Source organism: Reyranella sp., from assembly GCF_965227665.1.
Classification (GTDB): Bacteria; Pseudomonadota; Alphaproteobacteria; order Reyranellales; family Reyranellaceae; genus Reyranella.
The window spans coordinates 1,493,629-1,513,005 of sequence record NZ_OZ245767.1; the positions used below are offsets into that span (position 1 = coordinate 1,493,629).

Sequence of the window (19,377 nt, forward strand, 5' to 3'; positions counted from 1 at the left end):
GAGCGCTTCATGAAACTGACCCGCCGTACCGTCCTGGCCGCATCGGCCGCCACCCTGGGCTCCGCGCTGGCCGCGCCCGCCGTCAAGGCGAGCCCCGGCTGGCCGACGAAGCAGCCGATCAAGCTGATCGCCACCTTCCCGCCGGGCGGCACCGCCGACACGATTTCCCGCATCCTGGCGCCCAAGCTGTCGGCCGCCCTCGGCACCCAGGTCGTGGTCGAGAACCGCCCCGGCGCCGGCGGCACGATCGGCTCCGACCTCGCGGCCAAGGCCGCGCCGGACGGTTACACCCTCGTCATGTCGCACGCCTCGCCGCTCGGCATCGCGCCCGGCATCTACCCCAAGCTGCCCTACAACGTGATCACCGACTTCACCCATGTGACCCTGATCGGCCATACGCCCAACGTCCTGATCGTGCCGGGCGATTCGCCCTACAAGACGCTGGCCGACTACATCGCCGCCGCCAAGGCCAAACCCGGGGAAATCGCCTTCGGCAGCTCGGGCATCGGCTCCAACACCCACCTGATGGGCGAGTTGCTGGGCAGCCTGGCCGGCATCAAGCTGAAGCACGTCCCCTATCGCGGTTCGGCGCCGTCGCTGCAGGACATGCTGGCCGGCACGATCCCGTCGATGTTCGACCCGATCACGACCAACGTGCCGCACATCAATACCGGCAAGGTCCGCCTGCTGGCGGTCAGCTCCGACAAGCGCCTCGACATGTACCCCAACGCCCCGACCTTCGCCGAGCAGGGTTTCCCCAAGCTCACGACCTCGACCTGGGTGGGCATCTCTGGTCCGAAGGGCATGTCGCCCGACATCGTGGCCCGGCTCTACGACGAGCTGCAGAAGGCCTACAAGGCGCCCGAGGTGGTGGAGCGCTTCAAGGAAGTGGTTCTGCTGCCCGGCGACAAGCCGATGACGCCGGCCGAATACACCGCCTTCGTCGGCGACTTCGCCACCCTGTGGGCCGGCGTTAGCAAGTCGGCCGGCATCGAGCTCGAGCTCGGCTGAGCCGGTCGCGGGTGACCTGGTCACCCGCAGCGCGAGTAGCCGCAGTTCAAGCACACGTCGCAGCCCTCCTGGTGGGTGAGGGCTGCGGCGCCGCATTGCGGGCACTGTCCCATCGAGGTGGCTGAACCACCGCCGGCCCCGGGCTCCGGGGCGCCGTCCCGGGCCCCCGTCGCCAGGCGCATGCGCTCCTCGATCGCATCGATCAGCCGGGGCGATTCGGTTGGCGCGAGGAAGCCGATCTCGATCAGGTGCCGCTCGATCACGCCGCCGATCGCGGCCAGCAGCGAGGGCACGTAGCGGCCCCCCATCCACTGCCCGCCGCGCGGGTCGAACACCGCCTTCAGTTCCTCCACGACGAACGAGACGTCGCCGCCGCGGCGGAACACCGCCGAGATCATGCGAGTCAGCGCCACCGTCCACGCATAGTGCTCCATGTTCTTGGAATTGATGAAGATCTCGAAGGGCCGGCGGCGCCCCTCCTGCACCACATCGTTGACGGTGATGTAGATGGCGTGGTCGCTGCCCGGCCATTTGATCTTGTAGGTCCGGCCCGGCAGCTCCTCCGGCCGGTCGAGCGGCGGCGCCAGGTAGACGACGTCGCTGTCGCGCGGCGCCACCGTCGGAACGGGCTTCGCCGTCTCCGCCGGCTTCACTTCCAGCACCGCGCCGGTCACGTCATTGGGACGGTAGGTGGTGCAGCCCTTGCAGTTCTGCGAATAGGCCTCCTCGTACACGCCGTTGAAGGCCTCGAAGGAGATGTCCCGCGGCAGGTTGATGGTCTTGGAGATCGAGCTGTCGACATGGTCCTGCGCCGCGGCCTGCATCGCCAGATGATCGGCAGGGGCGAGAGTCTGGGCATCGACGAAGACGTCCGGCGGCGGCGACTCGTTGCCCTTCAGCTCGCGCCAGACACGGAAGGCGTAGTCGTCGACGCTCTCCTCGCGCTTGGAACCGTCGGGCTGCAGGACATGACGCACGTAGCTGAAGGCGAACACCGGCTCGATGCCCGACGAAACATTGTCGGCCAGTAGCGAGATGGTGCCGGTGGGCGCGATCGAGTTCAGGAGCGCGTTGCGGATGCCGTAGCGGCCGATCGCCGTCCGGGCCTCCTCGGGCAAGGCCTTGATCGTCTCGCCCGCCAGATACTTTCCCCGATCATAGAGGGGAAAGCTGCCCTTCTCCGCCGCGATGTCGGCCGATGCCATGTAAGAAAGGCGCTGCACCGCGCCCAGCCATTCGCGCGTCAGCCGCACCGCCTCGGGCGAGCCGTACCGCACGCCGCAGAAGATCAACGCGTCCGCCAGCCCCGTCACGCCCAGGCCGATGCGCCGCTTGGCCTTGGCCTCCTTCTCCTGCTGCGGCAGCGGGAAGCGCGAGACGTCGATCACATTGTCGAGCATGCGCACGGCCAGCGGCACCAGCCGCTCCAGCGCCTCGGCGTCCAGTGCGGCCTCCGGCGTGAACGGCGCCTTCACCAGTGCCGCGAGATTGATCGATCCGAGGAGACAGGCACCGTACGGCGGCAGGGGTTGCTCGCCACAATTATGGACGTAGAGCCCGTTGGCGTCGAAGGCGTTGATGCCCGGAATCTGCGCGTCAAAGACCTCGGCCACGCCATCGGCCTCGACGCTCTCGATCTCCACGACGAAACGTTCGCGGTTGAGGGCGCGGCAATAGCCGGTGAGCACATTCTGCAATCGCAGCCGCTTGCTCAGGTCGGCGAATCCGATCCGCTCGGCGAACACGGCGACATTGTCGCCCGCAACCACCAGCTCGTGCTGGGCAGCGCACTCATAGAGACGCAGCCCACCCGTCCCGTCGGGCATCGGACGCTGGCCGGCGGGCCGCCGGTTCCGATAGATCGTGGCCGCAATCCCGAAGCGCAACAGCATGCGCTGCACCGCCTCCAGCAGCGGCAGATCGCTCTGACTCAACCGAACGCTGATGCCCTTGGCCTGTGTGCCCTGGACTGATCCATCGCTGTCGAACAAGCCGCGCAGCAGGCCGCGATGAAAGTCTGACGAGGTCTTCTCCATCGCCGGCGTGACGCTCTTGTGTCCCGGTGAAAGCCCCATCTCCTCCGCAAGTGCCTTGACGGCCGCGAGCGACAGCCGCCACTCGTTGCGCCCTTTCACCTCGACCCAGCCGGCGAAATCGGCGCGATGCGGGAGGGTTCGCGCCGCCGCCAGGGCCGCCTCCATGACACCTTCCGGTCCCGCCATCGTCGGGCTGCCGTGCACGACCTGCGCCGGCGTCCACACGCTGAGGACCGCCTTGTCCTTCTTCAGAGTGCCATCGCCCACCAGCAAACCGAGCAGGTAACCTTCAGCCTCGGTGTGGCCGCCGCCCCAGCTCGGCGCACGACGATGATCGTGCAGCACGATCCGGTCGCCCGGCACGAGGTCGCCGGCAGGCACCCAGTCCACGTCGCGCGCCCAACGCGTGAGACGGTTCACCTTCCGGACGAGATGGTCCCTCGTCAGGCGCAACTCGTGGCCCGCTTCGGTGCGCAGCCGGCACACCTCCTTTGTACCCGTCGAGAAGAAGCCGGCCTCGCCGCTGGCGAACGTCTCGCCATCCACCACCGCCGTGAACGGATGGCCGATCAGGTCGGCCACTTGGCGCGGTCCGTCTGCCGTATGGACCCACGTTTCCACCGTCACGCAGGGGTTCGTCGCCTGGATGGTCTCGCAATAACGCAGGTTGTTCCGGCGGTTCACGCGATCGATGAAGATCACGCCCGGTTCGGCAACGTCATAGGTGGCGCGCATGATGCGTTCCCACAGCGCCTTGGCCTTCACCGTCCGGAAGGTCCTGCCGCCGAACACGAGCGGCCAGTCGGCATCGGCCTCGACCGCCTTCATGAAGGCGTCGGTGACCAGCACCGAGACGTTGAACATGCGCAGCCGCTTCGGGTCGCGCTTGGCGTCGACGAAGGCTTCGATATCAGGATGGTCGCAGCGCAGGGTCGCCATCATGGCGCCACGGCGCGAACCCGCGCTCATGATGGTGCGGCACATCGAGTCCCACACGTCCATGAAGGACAGAGGGCCCGACGCGTCGGCGCCGACGCCCACAACGGGCGCGCCCTGCGGGCGAAGGCTGGAGAAATCGTGTCCGATGCCGCCGCCCTGCTGCATCGTGAGCGCGGCCTCGCGCAGGTTCTCGAAGATGCCCGACATGTCGTCGGGGATCGTGCCCATCACGAAGCAGTTGAAGAGCGTGACCGTCCGCCCGGTGCCGGCGCCCGCGATCACCCGCCCGGCCGGCAGGAACTTGAAGCCCGACAGCGCCTCGTGGAAACGGCCGGCCCAGTGCTCCGGATCCCGCTCCGGCGCGGCCAGGGCGCGGGCGACACGCCACCAGGTCGCCTCGAGGTCGGCGTCGGGAATCGCAGACGCGCTGGCCCCCGGTGCACTCTTGAAGCGATATTTCATGTCCCAGATCCGCTGGGAGACGGGCGACCATTCCATGCTGGAAAACTAGGCCTCCGGCCCGTCGATATCAACAGAACGTTCTATTTTCGTTCGCGCTCGCGGGCTGCAGCAACGAGCCGGTCGGTGGCCCCCTCGATGCGCTCACGCAGAGTGGCCATGAACACGTCGCGCCCGAGGCCCGGCGGGATCGAGGGCAGGATCTCGACGTCGATCACGCCCGGCCACTTGATGAATTTCCGACGCCCCCAGAACAGGCCCGAGTTCAGCGCCACGGGGACGACCGGCACGCCGAGTTGCCGGTAGAGCGCCGCCGTTCCCACCTGGTAGGGCTTGTCGTCCCCGACCGCGACGCGCGTGCCCTCGGGGAAGATCAGGATCGACCGACCCTCGGCCAGGGTCGCCTTGACCTGCTTCACCAGTCCCCGCAGCGCCTTGGCGCCGTCGCCGCGCTCGACGGCGATGTTGCCGGCCCGCGCCATCGCCCAGCCGACGATCGGGATCAGGACCAGCTCGCGCTTCATCACGGTGGCGGCGCCTGGAAACAGGCGCGAGAAAGCCAGCGTTTCCCACGAGGATTGATGCTTGCAGGCGAAGATGACCGGGCCCGTCGGCATGTTCTCCAGACCGCCGACGCGATGCGTCAGCCGGCAGGTGATCCGCAGCCACCACAGGCAGAAGTCGATCCACACCAGCGACCAGGCGACCACGAAGCGCCGCGGCATCAGCAGGATCGGCGAACCGGCGATGGCGAGGATCGCGGTGCCGACGTACCAGCCGACATTGAAGAAGAACGAACGCAGCCGGAGGCCAATCATCTCAAAAGTATTCGCGAGCGACGTGTTGCTTGTATGTCAACTTGTAGTGGCCTAGTGTCGCCGCGCAAAGGACATCTGGTGGGGCTAACCCCGCTCATCATGCAGCTTACCTGTTCCAATTGCGGCGCGCGATACGCCGTCGACCCCATGGCGATCGGCCCGACAGGTCGCACTGTCCAGTGTGTGCGCTGCAGCCATCGCTGGTTCCAGAAACCTGATTCGCCGCCGGTCGCAGAAGCCGCTTCCGTCACGGAAGCGTCGGCGGAAGCGCAGCCTGCGCCTGCCGCGCCGCCCGTGCCCGACGTCGTCATCCGCCCCTCCACGCCGGGCGCCGGCCTGCCGGCGCTCACGGCACCGCCGCCAAAGCCGAAAACGAACTGGGGCACGTGGATCGCCTATGCGATCGTCCTGGTCGTGTTGCTGGGCGGTGCGGGCTACGCCTATCGCGACCAGATCAAGGCCCGGCTGCCCGCCTCGTGGCGCGCGCTGCTGCATATCGACGCCGCGAACGCAAAGCAGAGCGCGACCCAGGTGGCGCGTGCCCATGTCGGGATCGACATGGCGACGACCAAGATCGACCTGATCGACGGGCGCTACGTCGTACTCGGCGAATTGATCAACACTGGCACCGTCCCCGGCTCGACCCGCCGCCTCAAGCTGGTCTTCCGCGCCGGCGATCAGGTCCTGGCCGAGCGCGCGATGCCGCTGGTCGAGGGGCCGATCCCGCCGGGCGCGCGCCGGAGCTTCAGCCTGCCGCTTGACGAGCCCCCCTCGGGTGCGACCAACATCGTGCCGACCGTCGACTAGCGCCCCCCCCCCTTTACGAGAGTTTCCGTTGCCCGACCGCACCACCTCCGACCGTCCGGTCGTTTCGATCCGTTTCTCCGCCGCCGAGATCGCCGCGCGCGTCGAGGAGATGGCGACCGATCTTTCCGAGAAGCTCGCGTCCGACACGCTGGTCGTCTCGGTGCTCAAGGGCAGCTTCGTCTTCGCCGCCGACCTGATCCGCGCGCTCAGCCGTACCGGCGCCGACTGGTCGATGGATTTCCTCACCCTGTCGAGCTACGGCAGCGGCACCGAGACGAGCGGCAACGTCCGCGTCGTGCGCGACATTGTCGACGACGTACGGGACCGCGACGTGCTGCTGGTCGACGACATCCTGGAATCGGGCCTGACGCTCAGCTTCGCCAAGAAGCTGCTGGAAGAGCGCGGCGCCCGGCGCGTCTCGATCTGCACGCTGCTCGACAAGCCGGCCAAGCGGCGCACCGACCTGAAGGCCGACTTCGTGGGCTTCGAGGCGGGCGATGAATTCCTGGTCGGCTACGGCCTCGACTGGGCCCACCGCTTCCGCGGCCTGCCCTACATCGGCGTGGTCGAGAAGACCGCCTAGAGTCTTCGATCTCGACATCCGTAAAGCCTCCTCCTGAGGAGCGGCCGCAAGGCCGCGTCTCGAAGGATCGGCAACAGATGTGGTGCTCGTGCCCACCCTTCGAGACGCGCTCCTGCGGAGCGCCCTCAGGGTGAGGTGATGTTGAAAGACGTTAATACGTCTTCAGCAGCCGGTCGATGTAGTCGAGCTCTTCCTTCGGGCGCAACTGGTCGCCGGCGCGGCGGCGCAGTTCGTCCAGGATCTCGCGGCTGCGCTGGCGGTCGAGCTCGAGCGGCACCTTGTCGGAGCCGGAGTCGATCGCATCGCCGTAGTTGCCGTCGGAGCGGCCCAGCGGATCGCGGTCCTCGCTGCGGCGCTCACGCTCCTCGATCTCGGCGATGTCCTGGTTGTTGCCCGGGCCACGCTGCTGGCGCAGCTGCTCGGCCATGTCGCCCATGCCCTGCTGGAGGTTGTCGAGCGCCCGGCGCTGGGCGCGGGACGCCTCGCGCGGGTCGCCACGACGCAGCGCCTCCTCGGCCTCGCGCATCGAGCGCTCCGCCCGGCCCAGCGATTCCGGCATCTGCAGGCCGTTCTCGTCGAGCTTCTGCATGAACTCGCCCAGCCGGCCGCGCAGGCCTTCCTGCTGGCCGCGCTGCTGATCGCCCCACTGGCCCTGCCCTTGCCCCTGCTGGCCTTGGCCCTGCTGGCCCCGTTGTCCCTGCTGCCCCTGTTGTCCTTGCTGGCCCTGCTGTCCTTGCTGGCCGCGCTGACCTTGCTGTCCCTGCTGGCCACGCTGGCCCTGCTGCTGGCGGCCCTCGCGCTCGGACTCGCCCAGCAGCTGGTTCTGCCGGCGCGACAGCTGGTCGAGCTGGTTCATCATCTCGCGACCCTGCTGATTACCCTGGCCCTGCTGGCCGCGCTGTCCCTGCTGCTGACGCTGCTGGCCGTTGGGATTCGCCATCATCGGGGTGGCGTTCTCCATCATCTTGCGCAGCTCCTCGAGCATGCGCTTGGCCTCTTCGCGCTGGCCGTTCTTCGCCATCTCGCGAATCTTGTCGAGCATCTTTTGCAGATCGTCGCCGGTGATGGTGTTGTTCGGATCCATCTTCTCCGCCTGCTCTTCCATGCGGCGGCGCTCGTCGGGATCCTTCATCTTCTCGGCCAGCTCACGCTGCCACCGCGCCATGGCGTCGTACAGCTGCTGAATCAGCTTCTCGATTTCCTCGTCGCCGGCCTGGCGCTGCATGGCGTCCTGAAGCTCCTGGCGGGCCTGCTCGACGGCGCGCTCGGCGTCGGACGTGGCGCCGCTCTCGAGGCGCATGGCCAGATCCCAGAGCAGCTTTTGCGTGTCGTCGATCGTCTCCTTGTTGTCGTTCTGCGCCAGCCGCACCGAGCCGATGCGCAGGCCGAGCTGGACGACCGGGTCCTCGCGGTAGCTCGACGGTTGGCCGTGGATCAGGCGCATGCCGTCGGCGACGTCGATGCGATAGCCCTTGGGATCGCGGGTCAGCGCCTTGCGCAGCACGATCAGGGCTCGCGCCGTCGGGTCGTTGAACACCCGCTCCGGCAGCAGAAACGTCTCGACCGAGCTGCGGCCCTTCTGGCCCAGCGCATCGGTGGCAAACAGCATCACTGTGACCTTGAGGCCGGCCCAGGGATGGCTGGTGAGATCGCGCACGAAGGTGTCGGAGATCTTCTTGGCGTTGCCCGCGACCGGCAGGTCGACGCGCAGCACTTCCGGCTCCTCGTCGCTGCTCAGCGCATCGTCGCCCAGCACGCTGCCGTGCAGGCGCATCTGCAGCTGGACGCCCGTGATGCCGAAATCGTCCCCGGCGAGGTACTCAATCTTGGTCGACCATTTGTCGACCCCGATCGGGCGCGTGAATTCGATGGTCGGGGCAAGGTCGGGAATGACGTGGAGCTTCCAGCGCGCCTGCTCGTCGCCGCGCGCCTGCAGGGTGATCTGCTTGCCCTCGGTGATGATCTCCTCGACCTGGTACTTGCCCTTGCTGACGGTCGAGAATTCGGTGGGCTTGCCGTCGACCAGAAGCTGCGGCGGCTTGCGGCCCCGCACGTCATCGACGAACCCAGCGATCTTGCTGCCGACAGGAACGCGCAGCACCTTGTCGGGATCGGCCATGTCCAGATAGACCGGCGGCTTGCCGGTATAGGCCGGTGGCGCGATCCACAGGTTGGCGACGACCGGCGGTGGCGGCGGGAAGGCCGGCGTCACGGCGGCCGCCATGCGGTCGCTGCGCCAGCCGCCCGCCACGGCGATGGCGACAACGAGGGCCAGCAGCGGCACGAAGCGCAGCGCCCACTTGTCGAGGCTGGCGAGGCCCGGATGGGCCGGCTTGTTGCTCAGGCTGGCGAGACGTTCGGCCTCGCGGCGGCGATGGGCCTCCCACAGGGCCACGGCCATCGGATCAGTGTTGCCGGCGGCCAGATGATCCTGCACGGCGATGAGAGGACGGTGCGGAATGTCGCTGTCGCGCTCGAGCCGGCGGATCGACGCTTCCCGCGTCGGCCAGGAGAAATCACGCAGACGCCACCAGGCCAGACCGGCGAAAGCAATCGCGATTGCGGCCAGGATGCCGGTATGCACCCAAGGATCCAGACCGGCGAACAGGTCGAGATGGGCTGCGGCCACGAACAGGGCCACGAACGACAGCAGCGGCACGAACCGCGGCCAGAGGCTCTCCCAAGCCAGGGTCGCCCGCGCCAAACCGATCTTGCGTCCCAGCCCGGGGGCCTGGATCGTCGGGGTGGTCTGGCTGGCGTCCATAGACGTCCTTTCGTTAGGCCTTTTTCGGCTCCATCCAGGGCGGGAACCGCTCGGCGGAGATCATCTCTTCGACGGTGGGCCTCGGTCGCGTAACCGCAAACCGCGTGCCATCCACCATCACTTCGGGCGCCAGCGGACGGCTGTTGTAGCTCGAAGCCATCACCGCCCCATATGCGCCCGCCGACCGTACCATCACGAGGTCGCCCGCCGCCAGCGGCGGCAGATCACGATTCTGCGCCAGGAAGTCACCGGATTCACAGATGGGACCCACAATGTCGCAACGGATCGTGGCGGCATCGCGGCGCGGCTCGCGCACCGGCAGAATATCGTGCCACGCTTCGTACAGGGTCGGACGGATGAGGTCGTTCATCGCCGCATCCACGATGACGAAAGTCTTGGCGGAGCCGGGCTTCACGAGGATGACCTCCCCCACCAGCACGCCCGCCTCGCCGACCAGCCGGCGCCCGGGCTCGAAAGCCAGTTCGCAGCCCAGCCCCTCGGTCTCGCGCGACACGACGGCCATGAACTCGGCGATCGAGGGCGGCTTCTCGTCGGCATAAACGATCCCCAGCCCGCCGCCGATGTCGAACCGGTCGATCGTATGGCCGTCCTGGCGTAGCTGCGCGATCAGCTCGCGCACCCGCACGATGGCGTCGCGATAGGGCGTAAGCGAGGTCAGCTGCGAGCCGATGTGCATGGCCACGCCCACGACATTCAGGTTCGGCAGCCGGCCGGCCAGCGCGAAGGCCTCGCGGGCCAGGTCGATGTCGATGCCGAACTTGTTCTCCTTGCGGCCGGTCGTGATCTTGGCATGCGTCTTGGCGTCCACATCCGGGTTCACGCGGATGGTGATATCGGCCTTGAGGCCGAGCTGCCCCGCCACGGCGTTCAGCGTCTCCAGTTCGGCCGAACTCTCGACGTTGATCTGGCCGACGCCGGCTTCGAGCGCCGCCATCAGCTCCGACGGCTTCTTGCCGACGCCGGAATAGATGATGCGCCGGGCCGGAATGCCGGCCGCCAGCGCCCGCTTCATCTCGCCCACGGAGACGATGTCGGCGCCGGCGCCCATCTCGCCGAACAGGCGGATGACGGCCAGGTTGCTATTGGCCTTCATCGCGTAGGCGACGCTGGCGTTCATGCCCTTGATGCCGTCGGCGAACTCCTTCCAGCCGGCGCGCAGCGCCGACGCGGAGTAGCAGTAGAACGGTGTGCCGACCTGGGCGGCGATGGTGGCAAGCGCGACGCCCTCGGCGTGCATCTCGCCATCCTTGTAAGCGAAGAAGCTCATAGTCAGCGTCCCCCGGCCTTGCCCAGGAAGCGACGGCGCGCCTCGGCGACGGCGCGGGCGACGTTTGCGGACGCGGTGCCGCCCAGGCTCTTGCGGGCATTGACCGACGCCTCGACGGTCAGCACGCGAAACACGCTGGCGTCGATCTTGGGCTCGACCGCCTGCATCTCATCGAGCGACAGCTGGTCGAGGTCGATGCCCTTGTCCGCGGCGATGCCCACCAGGCGCCCGGTGACATGATGGGCCTGGCGGAACGGCAGGCCGACCTTGCGCACCAGCCAGTCGGCGAGATCGGTTGCCACGGAATAGTCGGCCGAGGCCACGGCACGCATGCGCTCCGGATTGGCCTTGAGATCGCGGATCATGCCGGTCATCGCGGCGATGCCGAGCTCCAGCGAATCGGCAGCGTCGAACAGCGGCTCCTTGTCCTCCTGCATGTCCTTGCCGTAGGTCAGCGGCAGGCCCTTCAGGATGGTGCAGAGCGCCACGAAGGCGCCCATGATGCGGCCGACCTTGGCGCGCGTCAGCTCGGCGGCGTCGGGATTGCGCTTCTGCGGCATGATCGAGCTGCCGGTCGTGAAGGCATCCGACAGCGCGATGAAGCGGAACGGGGCGGAGCACCAGATCACGATCTCCTCGGAGAGGCGTGACAGGTGCACGGCGGTCGTCGAGGCGGCGGCGATGAACTCGATCACATAGTCGCGGTCGGACACGGCATCGAGCGAATTGGCCATCGGGCGGTCGAAGCCCAGCGCCTTGGCGGTCTTGCGCGGATCGATGGGATGCGGCGAGCCCGCCAGCGCCGCGGCGCCCAGCGGCGATTCGTTGAGACGCGCCCGGCAGTCGGCGAAGCGGCTGCGGTCGCGGCCGAACATCTCGACATAGGCCATCAGGTGATGGCCGAACGTAATCGGCTGGGCCGTCTGCAGATGGGTGAAGCCCGGCATGATGGTGGCCGAATATTCGTCCGCACGGTCGATCAGCGCAGCCTGCAGGTCGCGCAGCATCTCCTCGACCTTGTCGATCGTGTCGCGCACCCACAGGCGGACATCGAGCGCGATCTGGTCGTTGCGCGAGCGTGCGGTATGCAGCCGCCCGCCGGCCGGACCGATGATGTCGGTCAGCCGCTGCTCGACGTTGAAATGAATATCCTCGAGCTTGGTCGAGAACTTGAACTTGCCGCTCTCGATCTCGGCCTTGACCTGGGCGAGGCCGCGCTTGATGTCGCGGCCGTCCTTGGCCGTCAGGATGCCCTGGGCCACCAGCATGTCACAGTGCGCGACGGAGCCCGCGATATCCTGCGCATAGAGCCGCCGGTCGAAACCGATGGAGGCATTGATCTTCTCCATGATTTCCGCGGGCCCGAGCTTGTAGCGGCCGCCCCACATCGTGTTGGAGCGACGATTGGAGCCAGTCTTGGCCGCTCGCGCAGTCGTGTTCTTCCGTGCCATGAATTCAGCCATATATCCTTTTAGGAACGCGGCTTATGGCACATCCTGTCCCCGATTTCCTCCTTGGCCGCCGCTACATTCTTTGCGGCGCCCTGGCGGCCGCCGCGCTCCCCGCCACCGCCATGCCGAGCTTGGCAGGCGTGAAGCCGGACATGGCCAAGGGCGCCATGGAACGGTTCAAGCTCGCCGCCCAGCCGAAGGCCCTGCCCGACCTGGAGATCCAGAACGCCGACGACAAGCCGATGAAGCTCAGCGACTTCAAGGGCAAGGTCGTCCTGCTGAACTTCTGGGCAACCTGGTGCACCCCCTGCGTGAAGGAAATGCCGAGCCTCGACCGGCTGCAGGCCGCGTTCCCGAAGGACAAGTTCGTGATCGTGCCACTGTCGATCGACGGCCCGACCAAGCCCAAGGTCGCGCCCTTCTACAAGGACCAGAAGCTCGGCAATCTCGGCATCTATTTCGACAAGGGCCGCAAGACCATGCAGGGCCTCGACGTCACCCTGTTGCCGACCTCGATCCTGGTCGATGCCAAGGGCCGCGAGCTCGGCCGCATCGAGGGCGACGCCGACTGGGACATGCCCGAATCGATCGCCCTGATGAAGGCGGCGATGGGCAAGGACAAGGGCTGACGGAACGCCCGGTCGCACCGGGTTCGTGCATAATGCGGCGGACATGACGCCGCCCCCCGAGCCTTCCGACGCCGTCGCCATCGAACTCAATGCAGTGCTGGTCGCCCTGACGGCGAACCAGCCGCTGGTGCTGACCCTGGAGGACGGCACGCTCCTGCCGTCCGGACCATTTGCGACCGAGCATCCGACGCTGCAGAGCGGCTTGCGCGCCTGGGTCGAACGGCAGACCCATCATCCGCTGGGCTATGTCGAACAGCTCTACACCTTCGCCGACCGCAATCGGCCGGGCTCGGACGGGCGGCAGCGAGTCGTGTCGATCAGCTATCTCGGCCTCACCCGCGAGCGCCTGTCGGCCGGGGCACGCGATCCGGAATGGCGAAGCTGGTACCGCTATTTCCCTTGGGAGGACTGGCGGACCGGTCCCTCGCCGCTGATTGCCCAGTCAATCCTGCCGAGACTCGCCACCTGGGCGGAGGCCGCCGGCGATGCGGCAACCCGGCGGGAGCGGCAACAGCGGGTGGAGGTAAGCTTCGGCGATGGCGCCGAGACCTGGAACGAGGACCTGGTGCTGCAGCGCTATGAGCTGCTCTTCGAGGCTGGCCTGGTGCCCGAGGCGAGGCATCCGGCAGCCGATCCCGTGCCGGGCATGCCGATGCGCCACGATCATCGCCGCATCCTCGCCACCGGCATCGCGCGGCTGCGGGCCAAGATCAAATACCGGCCGGTGTTCTTCGAGTTGATGCCGCCCGAGTTCACGCTGCTGCAGCTGCAGCGCGCCGTCGAGGCGCTGGCCGGCCGGCCCATGCACAAGCAGAACTTCCGCCGCCTGATCGACGCGCAGGGGCTGGTCGAGCCCACGGGCGCATCGACCGCCGAAGCGCGGGGCCGGCCGGCGAAGCTGTTCCGCTTCCGCCGCGAGATCGTCCTCGAACGCGCCGTCGCCGGCAGCAAGCTCCCCCTCTCCCGTCCCATCTGAAACCTTGACGCCATTAATGCTCATTCTTAGTATAAATAATTAATACTCGACTTGAGCATAATGAGGTTGGAGATGTCCCTGTCCTTTGCGCCGGACCTGATGGCCCGCACCGCACCGCTCTATGACCGCGTGAAGTCGGTGATCCCCTCGATCGAATGGCCGGCCTTCGCCGAGGACATCGACGCCATCCTGGCGCTGAAGCGCGAGCGGGATGCCGTGATCCTCGCGCACAACTACCAGACGCCCGAAATCTTCCACTGCGTAGCCGACATCGTGGGCGACAGCCTGGCGCTCGCCCGCGAGGCCATGAAGGTGGACGCCGGGACGATCGTCCTGGCCGGAGTCCATTTCATGGCCGAGACGGCCAAGCTCCTCAATCCGACCAAGCGCGTGCTGATCCCCGATCTCGACGCCGGCTGCTCGCTCGCCGCCTCGATCACCGCCGCCGACGTCCGGCTGCTGCGCCAGCGCTATCCCGGCGTGCCCGTCGTCACCTACGTGAACACGTCAGCCGCCGTGAAGGCAGAGAGCGACGTCTGCTGCACCTCCGGCAATGCCCGCAAGATCGTCGAGAGCCTCGGCGTGCCGAAGGTCATCATGCTGCCCGACGAGTATCTGGCGCAGAACATCGCAGCCGAAACCGGAGTCGAGATCGTCACCTGGGCCGGACACTGCGAGGTGCACGAACGCTTCACGGCACAGGACATCCGCCAGCTGCGCGCCGGCCATCCCGGAATCGTGGTGCTGGCCCATCCCGAATGCCCGCCCGAGGTGGTGCGCGAATCCGATTTCACCGGCTCGACCGCGGCGATGATCGATTATGTCGATGCCAAGCGGCCGGCGCGGGTCGTCCTCGTAACCGAATGCTCGATGAGCGACAACGTCGCCGTCCAGCATCCCGAGGTCGAGTTCATCCGGCCGTGCAACCTCTGCCCGCACATGAAGCAGATCACCCTGCCAAAGATCCGCCGCACGCTTGAGACGATGCAACACGAAGTGACGATCGATCCCGCGGTGGCCCAGCCGGCCCGGCGCGCGGTCGAACGCATGCTGGAAATCTGAGGCTCCGATGATGATCCCCTCCCTTCCCGCTCTCATGCTCGAACCGGTGGTGCGTGCAGCCCTCCTGGAGGATCTCGGCCGCGCCGGCGACCTCACCACCGACGCCATCGTGCCGCCGACCGCGCGCGCCAGGACCGCGCTGGTCGCGCGCCAGCGCGGCGTGGTGGCGGGGCTCGACGCCGCGGCCATGGCGTTCCGGCTGGTCGCCCCCTCGATCGAGATCACGGTCGAACGGCCGGACGGCACGCCGCTCGCGCCCGGCGACCGTATCGCGACCATTGCCGGCCCGGCGCGCGGCATGCTGACCGCCGAGCGCGTCGCCCTGAACTTCCTCGGCCACCTGAGCGGCGTGGCCAGTGCCGCCGCCACGCTGGTCGAGGCCGTGCGCGGCCACAAGGCGCGCATCTGCTGCACGCGCAAGACGATGCCGGGGCTGCGCGCCCTGCAGAAATACGCCGTCCGCGTGGGTGGCGGCATGAACCACCGCTTCGGCCTCGACGATGGCGTCCTCATCAAGGACAACCATGTCGCCGTGGCCGGCGGCATCCGGCCCGCGATCCTCGCGGCCCGCCGCGGCGTCGGCCATCTCGTGAAGATCGAAGTCGAGGTCGATACGCTGCCTCAGCTCGAGGAGGCGCTGGCGACCGGCGTCGATGCCGTCCTGCTCGACAACATGACGCCCGAGCAGCTCGCCACCGCGGTCCGCATGATCGACGGACGCGCCCTCGCCGAGGCCTCCGGCCGTATCACCCCGCGGACGGCGCCGGCGATCGCGGCCAGCGGTGTCGACCTGATCTCAGCCGGCTGGCTGACCCACAGCGCCAGCGTCCTCGACATCGGCCTCGACTGGGAAGCCTAGGGTCTTTCCGCATTAAGTTCACCCACACACCATCCTCATCCTGAGAGTCTGGCCGGAAATGAATGCAGCTAAAACAAGGGGCTATGAACAGTCCCAATAACCTCACCCTGAGGAACATCGCGCAGCGATGTGTCTCGAAGGGTGGGAACGCGCACCTTGCCTGTTGCCCATCCTTCGAGACGCGCCGCTTCGCGACGCTCCTCATGATGAGGTAAGTGCTTGAATCGATTCAATTCATTTCCGGCCAGCCTCTGAGGAGCACGCCCAAGGCGTGCGTCTCGAAGGATGGGCAATAAACGTGGTGCTCGTGCCCATGCTTCGAGACGGCCCTTCGGGCCGCCTCAGCATGAGGATTGGTGGTGGCGATTCTATCTTGATCGGAAAGACCCTAGAATCACTTCCCTCGCCAGGTCAGCGACCGACCGTTCGTTCTTCGGCGCTCTCGGACATTGCAAGCCTAGCGGCTTGTAACCAAGCCGCAGCCTGTCGCTAAACGGGCTGGGCTCCGCTCAGCCCATCAGTTGCTGACTTCGCAGTGCTTGCCCATTTCCTTGCAGACCCGCAGTACCGCCTGGACGACCAGCGATGCGGTCGAGCTTTCTCCCGCGCCGGCGTGGCCCGCGATCATGAGCTGCGAGACGTCGTCGTTGAACGGCACGACGTTCAGCGTGGCAGTGCGGTCGCCCTCGGCGATCTGGATGCGTCGTGCGCCCGGATCCTGCATCAGGATGCGGACCGACGGGTTCTTACGCGCGAGCTCGAGCGCCGTGGAGAAGATCTTATCGGCATGGGCATCGAGCATGACCGTCGCGAAATCGTAGCCGGGCCGGCCGTCCGGCTGGCTGCCTTCGGTCATCTGGTGGATGCGGCCCAGGGCCTTGCGGGCGACGAACACCCATTGCGCCTCGGCCGAGGCGAGCGGCAGCGCGAAGCTTGCGAGCAGCGCGGCTGCGACGATTGGCTTGAAGATCCTGTGCATGCGTCGGCTCCCTTTGTCGCGTTGTTCTGCTGGGGGCGCGCCACTCCAGTGGCGCGTCATTTCCGGCACGAGGTGAGATCGCGCCACTGGAGTGGCGCGTCCCCAGCAAAGACTTTTCTTACGTGAGAGTCGCCAGCGACGACGCCGAGAACGGCGCCAGGTCGCCGAAGCGTCCCTCGCGCACCTTGGCCGCCCATTGCGGATCGGCCAGCAGGGCGCGACCGACTGCCACCAGATCGAATTCCTCGCGCTCCAGCCGCGCCTCGAGTTCGCCGAGATCGCCGATTTCGGAATCCTCGCGCGTCCGGAACGTCTGCACGAAGTCGGCGCCCTTGAGGCCGACCGAGCCCACGGTGATGGTGGGCTTGCCGGTGAGCTTCTTGGTCCAGCCCGCGAGATTGAGCGTCGAGCCCTCGAACTCGGGCTCCCAGAAACGGCGCGTCGAGCAGTGATAGATGTCGGTGCCGGCCGCCGTCAGCGGTTCGAGGAAGCGCGCCAGTTCGTCGGGCGTCAGCGCCAGGCGGGCCGTGAAGTCCTGTTGCTTCCACTGCGAGAAGCGGAAGATGATCGGGTAGTCCGCGCCGACGCGCGCCCGGATCGCCTTGACGATCTCGGCGGCGAAGTGCGTGCGCTGCACGAAGTCGCCGCCCCACACGTCGCTGCGCTTGTTCGCGCCCTCCCAGAAGAACTGGTCGATGAGGTAGCCGTGCGCGCCGTGAATCTCGACCGCGTCAAAGCCGATTTCCTGAGCGGCGCCGGCGGCACGCGCGAAAGCGTCGATCGTGTCGGCGATGTCGGCGTCACTCATCGCCGGACCGACCTGCTTGCCGGATGCGGACAGGCCGGACGGACCGTCCGACGGCGCCTCGGGGTGCTGGCCGGTCCCCGTCTTGCGCATCATGCCCTGGTGCCAGATCTGCGGGGCGATCTTGCCGCCGGCGGCATGCACTTCCTCGACCACCCGCCGCCAGCCCGCGAGACTGGCCGGCGAATGGAAATCGGGCACGTTGGTGTCGTTGGAAGCGGCCGGCCGGTCGACCGTGGTTCCTTCGGTAACGATCAGCCCGACACCACCCTCGGCACGGCGGCGGTAATAGGCCGCGACGTCGGCGCCGGGGATGCTGCCCGGGCTCTTTGAGCGCGTCATCGGCGCCATCACCAGACGGTTGGGCAGCGACAGCGACTTGGTCGCGAAGGGGCGGAAGAGCGGGCTGGTCATGAAGGTCTCGCTTGCGGGAATTCTACGTCGCCGTAGGGATAGAAATTCTTCAGATCGACGTTGCGATAGGGCAGGCCGTCGAGCCGCACGGTGCCGAGGAAGGGCTCAACCGGCTCGACCAGCAGGATGGTCCTGGCAAAGCCGCTATCGTCGAAGCCGCGGCGGAAGTGCACGCGCGACTTGATGGCGATCGCCTTGAATTGGGCAAGGTCGAAGGCAGGCCCCGTAAGTTCCGACGGCTCGACGATCTGCGTGAGATAGCGGCTGATGAGCACCACGTTGCCGCGGCCGAAGGCGACGCTCACCCACAGGCTGCCATGGGCCTCGTGCGCGCCGATCACCGTACCGGTGATGCGGACCGGCTGACCGGCCGACTCGTCGGCGAGGCCGCCGATCTCGCGGTCGAACGCATCGCCCACCTTCACGCCCGCGGCCTTCAGTTCATCGATGACCTTGGCATCGGCGATCGTGGCGATCAGCACGTCCGACAGATCCTGCTCGATCACTTCCTTCAGGATCCAGGTCGCATAGCCCGACCGGTCGCTATGGTCGGCCAGCACGACCGGCGTCTCGCCGCGCGCCATGGCTTCCTTGGCGAGCCGGACGCCCTCGGGAATCGGATGGACCTTGGCGGTGTCGAGCAGATCCTTACGGCGCCGCCATGCCCAGGACGACATGTCGTCGGCGACCTTCTGGGCCAGTGCCGGATTGCCGTTGCTCATGACCTGGAACGTGAGGCCGACATCGGGCACGTCGGCGAAGGGGAATCCGAAGAAGACGTTTACGTAGACGTCGGGCTCGCGCGCTTCCCAGACGAGGGCGCGCTGCACCAGGCCCATCCACGGCGAGGCGCCGGTCCATTGCAGCACGGTCGGCGTGATGATCGGCACCTTCACCGTCACCGTGGCGGGAACGTAGTCGCCGCGGATCGCGCGCACCAGCATGCGGGCCGCACGCTCGCCCTGCAGGTGGCTGTCATAGTGCGGGAAGTATTTGACCGTGAAGGCCATGTCGGCCTGGGCCAGGAACTCGGCGTCTTCGTTGCCGTGCGGATCGAAGGTGCCGACGATGAAGGCCTTGCGACCGACCACCTCGCGCACCCGCCGCGCGATATCGGCCTCCGGCCGCGCGACGCCGCGCACGCCCATCGCGCCGTGCAGGCTGAGATAGACGCCGTCGAACGGCCCCTGCTCCTTCAAGCCGGCGATCATGCGGCCGAGCAGGGTCTCGTATGCTTCCTGTGTGATCCAGCCCGAGCCGGTGCCCGTCTTCGGCCACAGCGGCGATTCGATGCCGACCAGTTCGACACCGTCATACTCGCGCGCCACCTTCACGAACCCGCCCATGTAGGACCTGGGATCGTGCGCCAGCAGCGCTTCGCCGCTGGCCGGCGAGCCGAGATAGGTGAAATCGTCGAGCGTGGTGTCGTTCGGAAGGAACGTCACCGTCTCGTGAGCGAACTGCAGGACGGCGATACGCATCGCGCCGTCCGCCTCG

Annotated in this window: 15 protein-coding genes; 7 read left to right on the forward strand and 8 right to left on the reverse strand. The window is 67.3% G+C overall.

Features of this window, described 5'->3' with window-relative positions:
• The first annotated feature begins 9 nt into the window (after nucleotides 1–9).
• A complete protein-coding gene (locus tag ACO07I_RS07170; RefSeq protein ID WP_422015734.1) occupies nucleotides 10–1,011 on the forward strand; it encodes a Bug family tripartite tricarboxylate transporter substrate binding protein in 1,002 nt (333 codons plus the stop codon).
• Between the two features lie 20 nt (nucleotides 1,012–1,031).
• On the opposite strand, the gene ACO07I_RS07175 is transcribed toward ACO07I_RS07170, so the two are convergent.
• Together ACO07I_RS07175 and ACO07I_RS07180 are read right to left on the reverse strand one after the other, a co-directional pair.
• Entirely contained in the window at nucleotides 1,032–4,448 is a 3,417-nt protein-coding gene (locus ACO07I_RS07175; protein ID WP_422015736.1) for an LAGLIDADG family homing endonuclease, read from the reverse strand.
• Nucleotides 4,449–4,528: 80 nt separating this feature from the next.
• Nucleotides 4,529–5,263: a lysophospholipid acyltransferase family protein gene (locus ACO07I_RS07180; RefSeq protein ID WP_422015738.1), complete on the reverse strand. Its 735-nt coding sequence runs from the start codon at nucleotides 5,261–5,263 to the stop codon at nucleotides 4,529–4,531.
• A gap of 99 nt (nucleotides 5,264–5,362) precedes the next feature.
• Here ACO07I_RS07180 and ACO07I_RS07185 point away from each other — a divergent pair, with 99 nt between their 5' ends.
• Entirely contained in the window at nucleotides 5,363–6,070 is a 708-nt protein-coding gene (locus tag ACO07I_RS07185) for a zinc-ribbon domain-containing protein (RefSeq protein ID WP_422015740.1), read from the forward strand.
• 28 nt (nucleotides 6,071–6,098) lie between these two features.
• A complete protein-coding gene (gene hpt, locus ACO07I_RS07190; protein WP_422015742.1) occupies nucleotides 6,099–6,653 on the forward strand; it encodes a hypoxanthine phosphoribosyltransferase in 555 nt (184 codons plus the stop codon).
• Nucleotides 6,654–6,804: 151 nt separating this feature from the next.
• On the opposite strand, the gene ACO07I_RS07195 is transcribed toward hpt, so the two are convergent.
• From ACO07I_RS07195 to argH, 3 genes are read right to left on the reverse strand one after another with little or no spacing between them, the layout of a single operon-like run.
• Complete coding sequence (locus tag ACO07I_RS07195; protein ID WP_422015744.1) at nucleotides 6,805–9,417, reverse strand: TIGR02302 family protein; 2,613 nt, start codon at nucleotides 9,415–9,417, stop codon at nucleotides 6,805–6,807.
• Nucleotides 9,418–9,430: 13 nt separating this feature from the next.
• Nucleotides 9,431–10,705, reverse strand: a complete 1,275-nt coding sequence (gene lysA / locus ACO07I_RS07200) for a diaminopimelate decarboxylase (protein ID WP_422015746.1) — start codon at nucleotides 10,703–10,705, stop codon at nucleotides 9,431–9,433.
• 2 nt (nucleotides 10,706–10,707) lie between these two features.
• Nucleotides 10,708–12,156 carry an argininosuccinate lyase gene (argH, locus tag ACO07I_RS07205; protein ID WP_422015748.1) on the reverse strand — a complete coding sequence of 483 codons (1,449 nt, stop codon included), beginning with the start codon at nucleotides 12,154–12,156 and terminating at the stop codon, nucleotides 10,708–10,710.
• Between the two features lie 35 nt (nucleotides 12,157–12,191).
• Between argH and ACO07I_RS07210 the strand changes: the two genes are divergently transcribed.
• From ACO07I_RS07210 to nadC, 4 genes are all read left to right on the forward strand, one after another.
• Entirely contained in the window at nucleotides 12,192–12,785 is a 594-nt protein-coding gene (locus ACO07I_RS07210; protein WP_422015750.1) for a TlpA disulfide reductase family protein, read from the forward strand.
• Nucleotides 12,786–12,828: 43 nt separating this feature from the next.
• Nucleotides 12,829–13,761, forward strand: coding sequence for an NUDIX hydrolase (locus ACO07I_RS07215; RefSeq protein WP_422015752.1), 933 nt, complete (start codon nucleotides 12,829–12,831; stop codon nucleotides 13,759–13,761).
• A 72-nt stretch (nucleotides 13,762–13,833) separates the two neighbouring features.
• A complete protein-coding gene (gene nadA / locus ACO07I_RS07220) occupies nucleotides 13,834–14,823 on the forward strand; it encodes a quinolinate synthase NadA (protein WP_422015754.1) in 990 nt (329 codons plus the stop codon).
• A gap of 7 nt (nucleotides 14,824–14,830) precedes the next feature.
• The gene (nadC, locus tag ACO07I_RS07225) at nucleotides 14,831–15,682 is read left to right on the forward strand and encodes a carboxylating nicotinate-nucleotide diphosphorylase (protein WP_422015756.1); all 852 of its coding nucleotides are present in this window, start codon (nucleotides 14,831–14,833) and stop codon (nucleotides 15,680–15,682) included.
• 517 nt (nucleotides 15,683–16,199) lie between these two features.
• Here nadC and ACO07I_RS07230 read toward each other — a convergent pair.
• The 3 genes from ACO07I_RS07230 to ACO07I_RS07240 form a co-directional block, all read right to left on the reverse strand.
• Nucleotides 16,200–16,661 carry a hypothetical protein gene (locus ACO07I_RS07230; RefSeq protein WP_422015758.1) on the reverse strand — a complete coding sequence of 154 codons (462 nt, stop codon included), beginning with the start codon at nucleotides 16,659–16,661 and terminating at the stop codon, nucleotides 16,200–16,202.
• Between the two features lie 118 nt (nucleotides 16,662–16,779).
• A complete protein-coding gene (locus ACO07I_RS07235; protein WP_422015760.1) occupies nucleotides 16,780–17,880 on the reverse strand; it encodes an NADH:flavin oxidoreductase in 1,101 nt (366 codons plus the stop codon).
• The gene (locus ACO07I_RS07240) at nucleotides 17,877–19,361 is read right to left on the reverse strand and encodes a M81 family metallopeptidase (protein WP_422015762.1); all 1,485 of its coding nucleotides are present in this window, start codon (nucleotides 19,359–19,361) and stop codon (nucleotides 17,877–17,879) included. The genes ACO07I_RS07235 and ACO07I_RS07240 overlap by 4 nt, the downstream gene beginning before the upstream one ends.
• Nucleotides 19,362–19,377 lie beyond the last annotated feature (16 nt).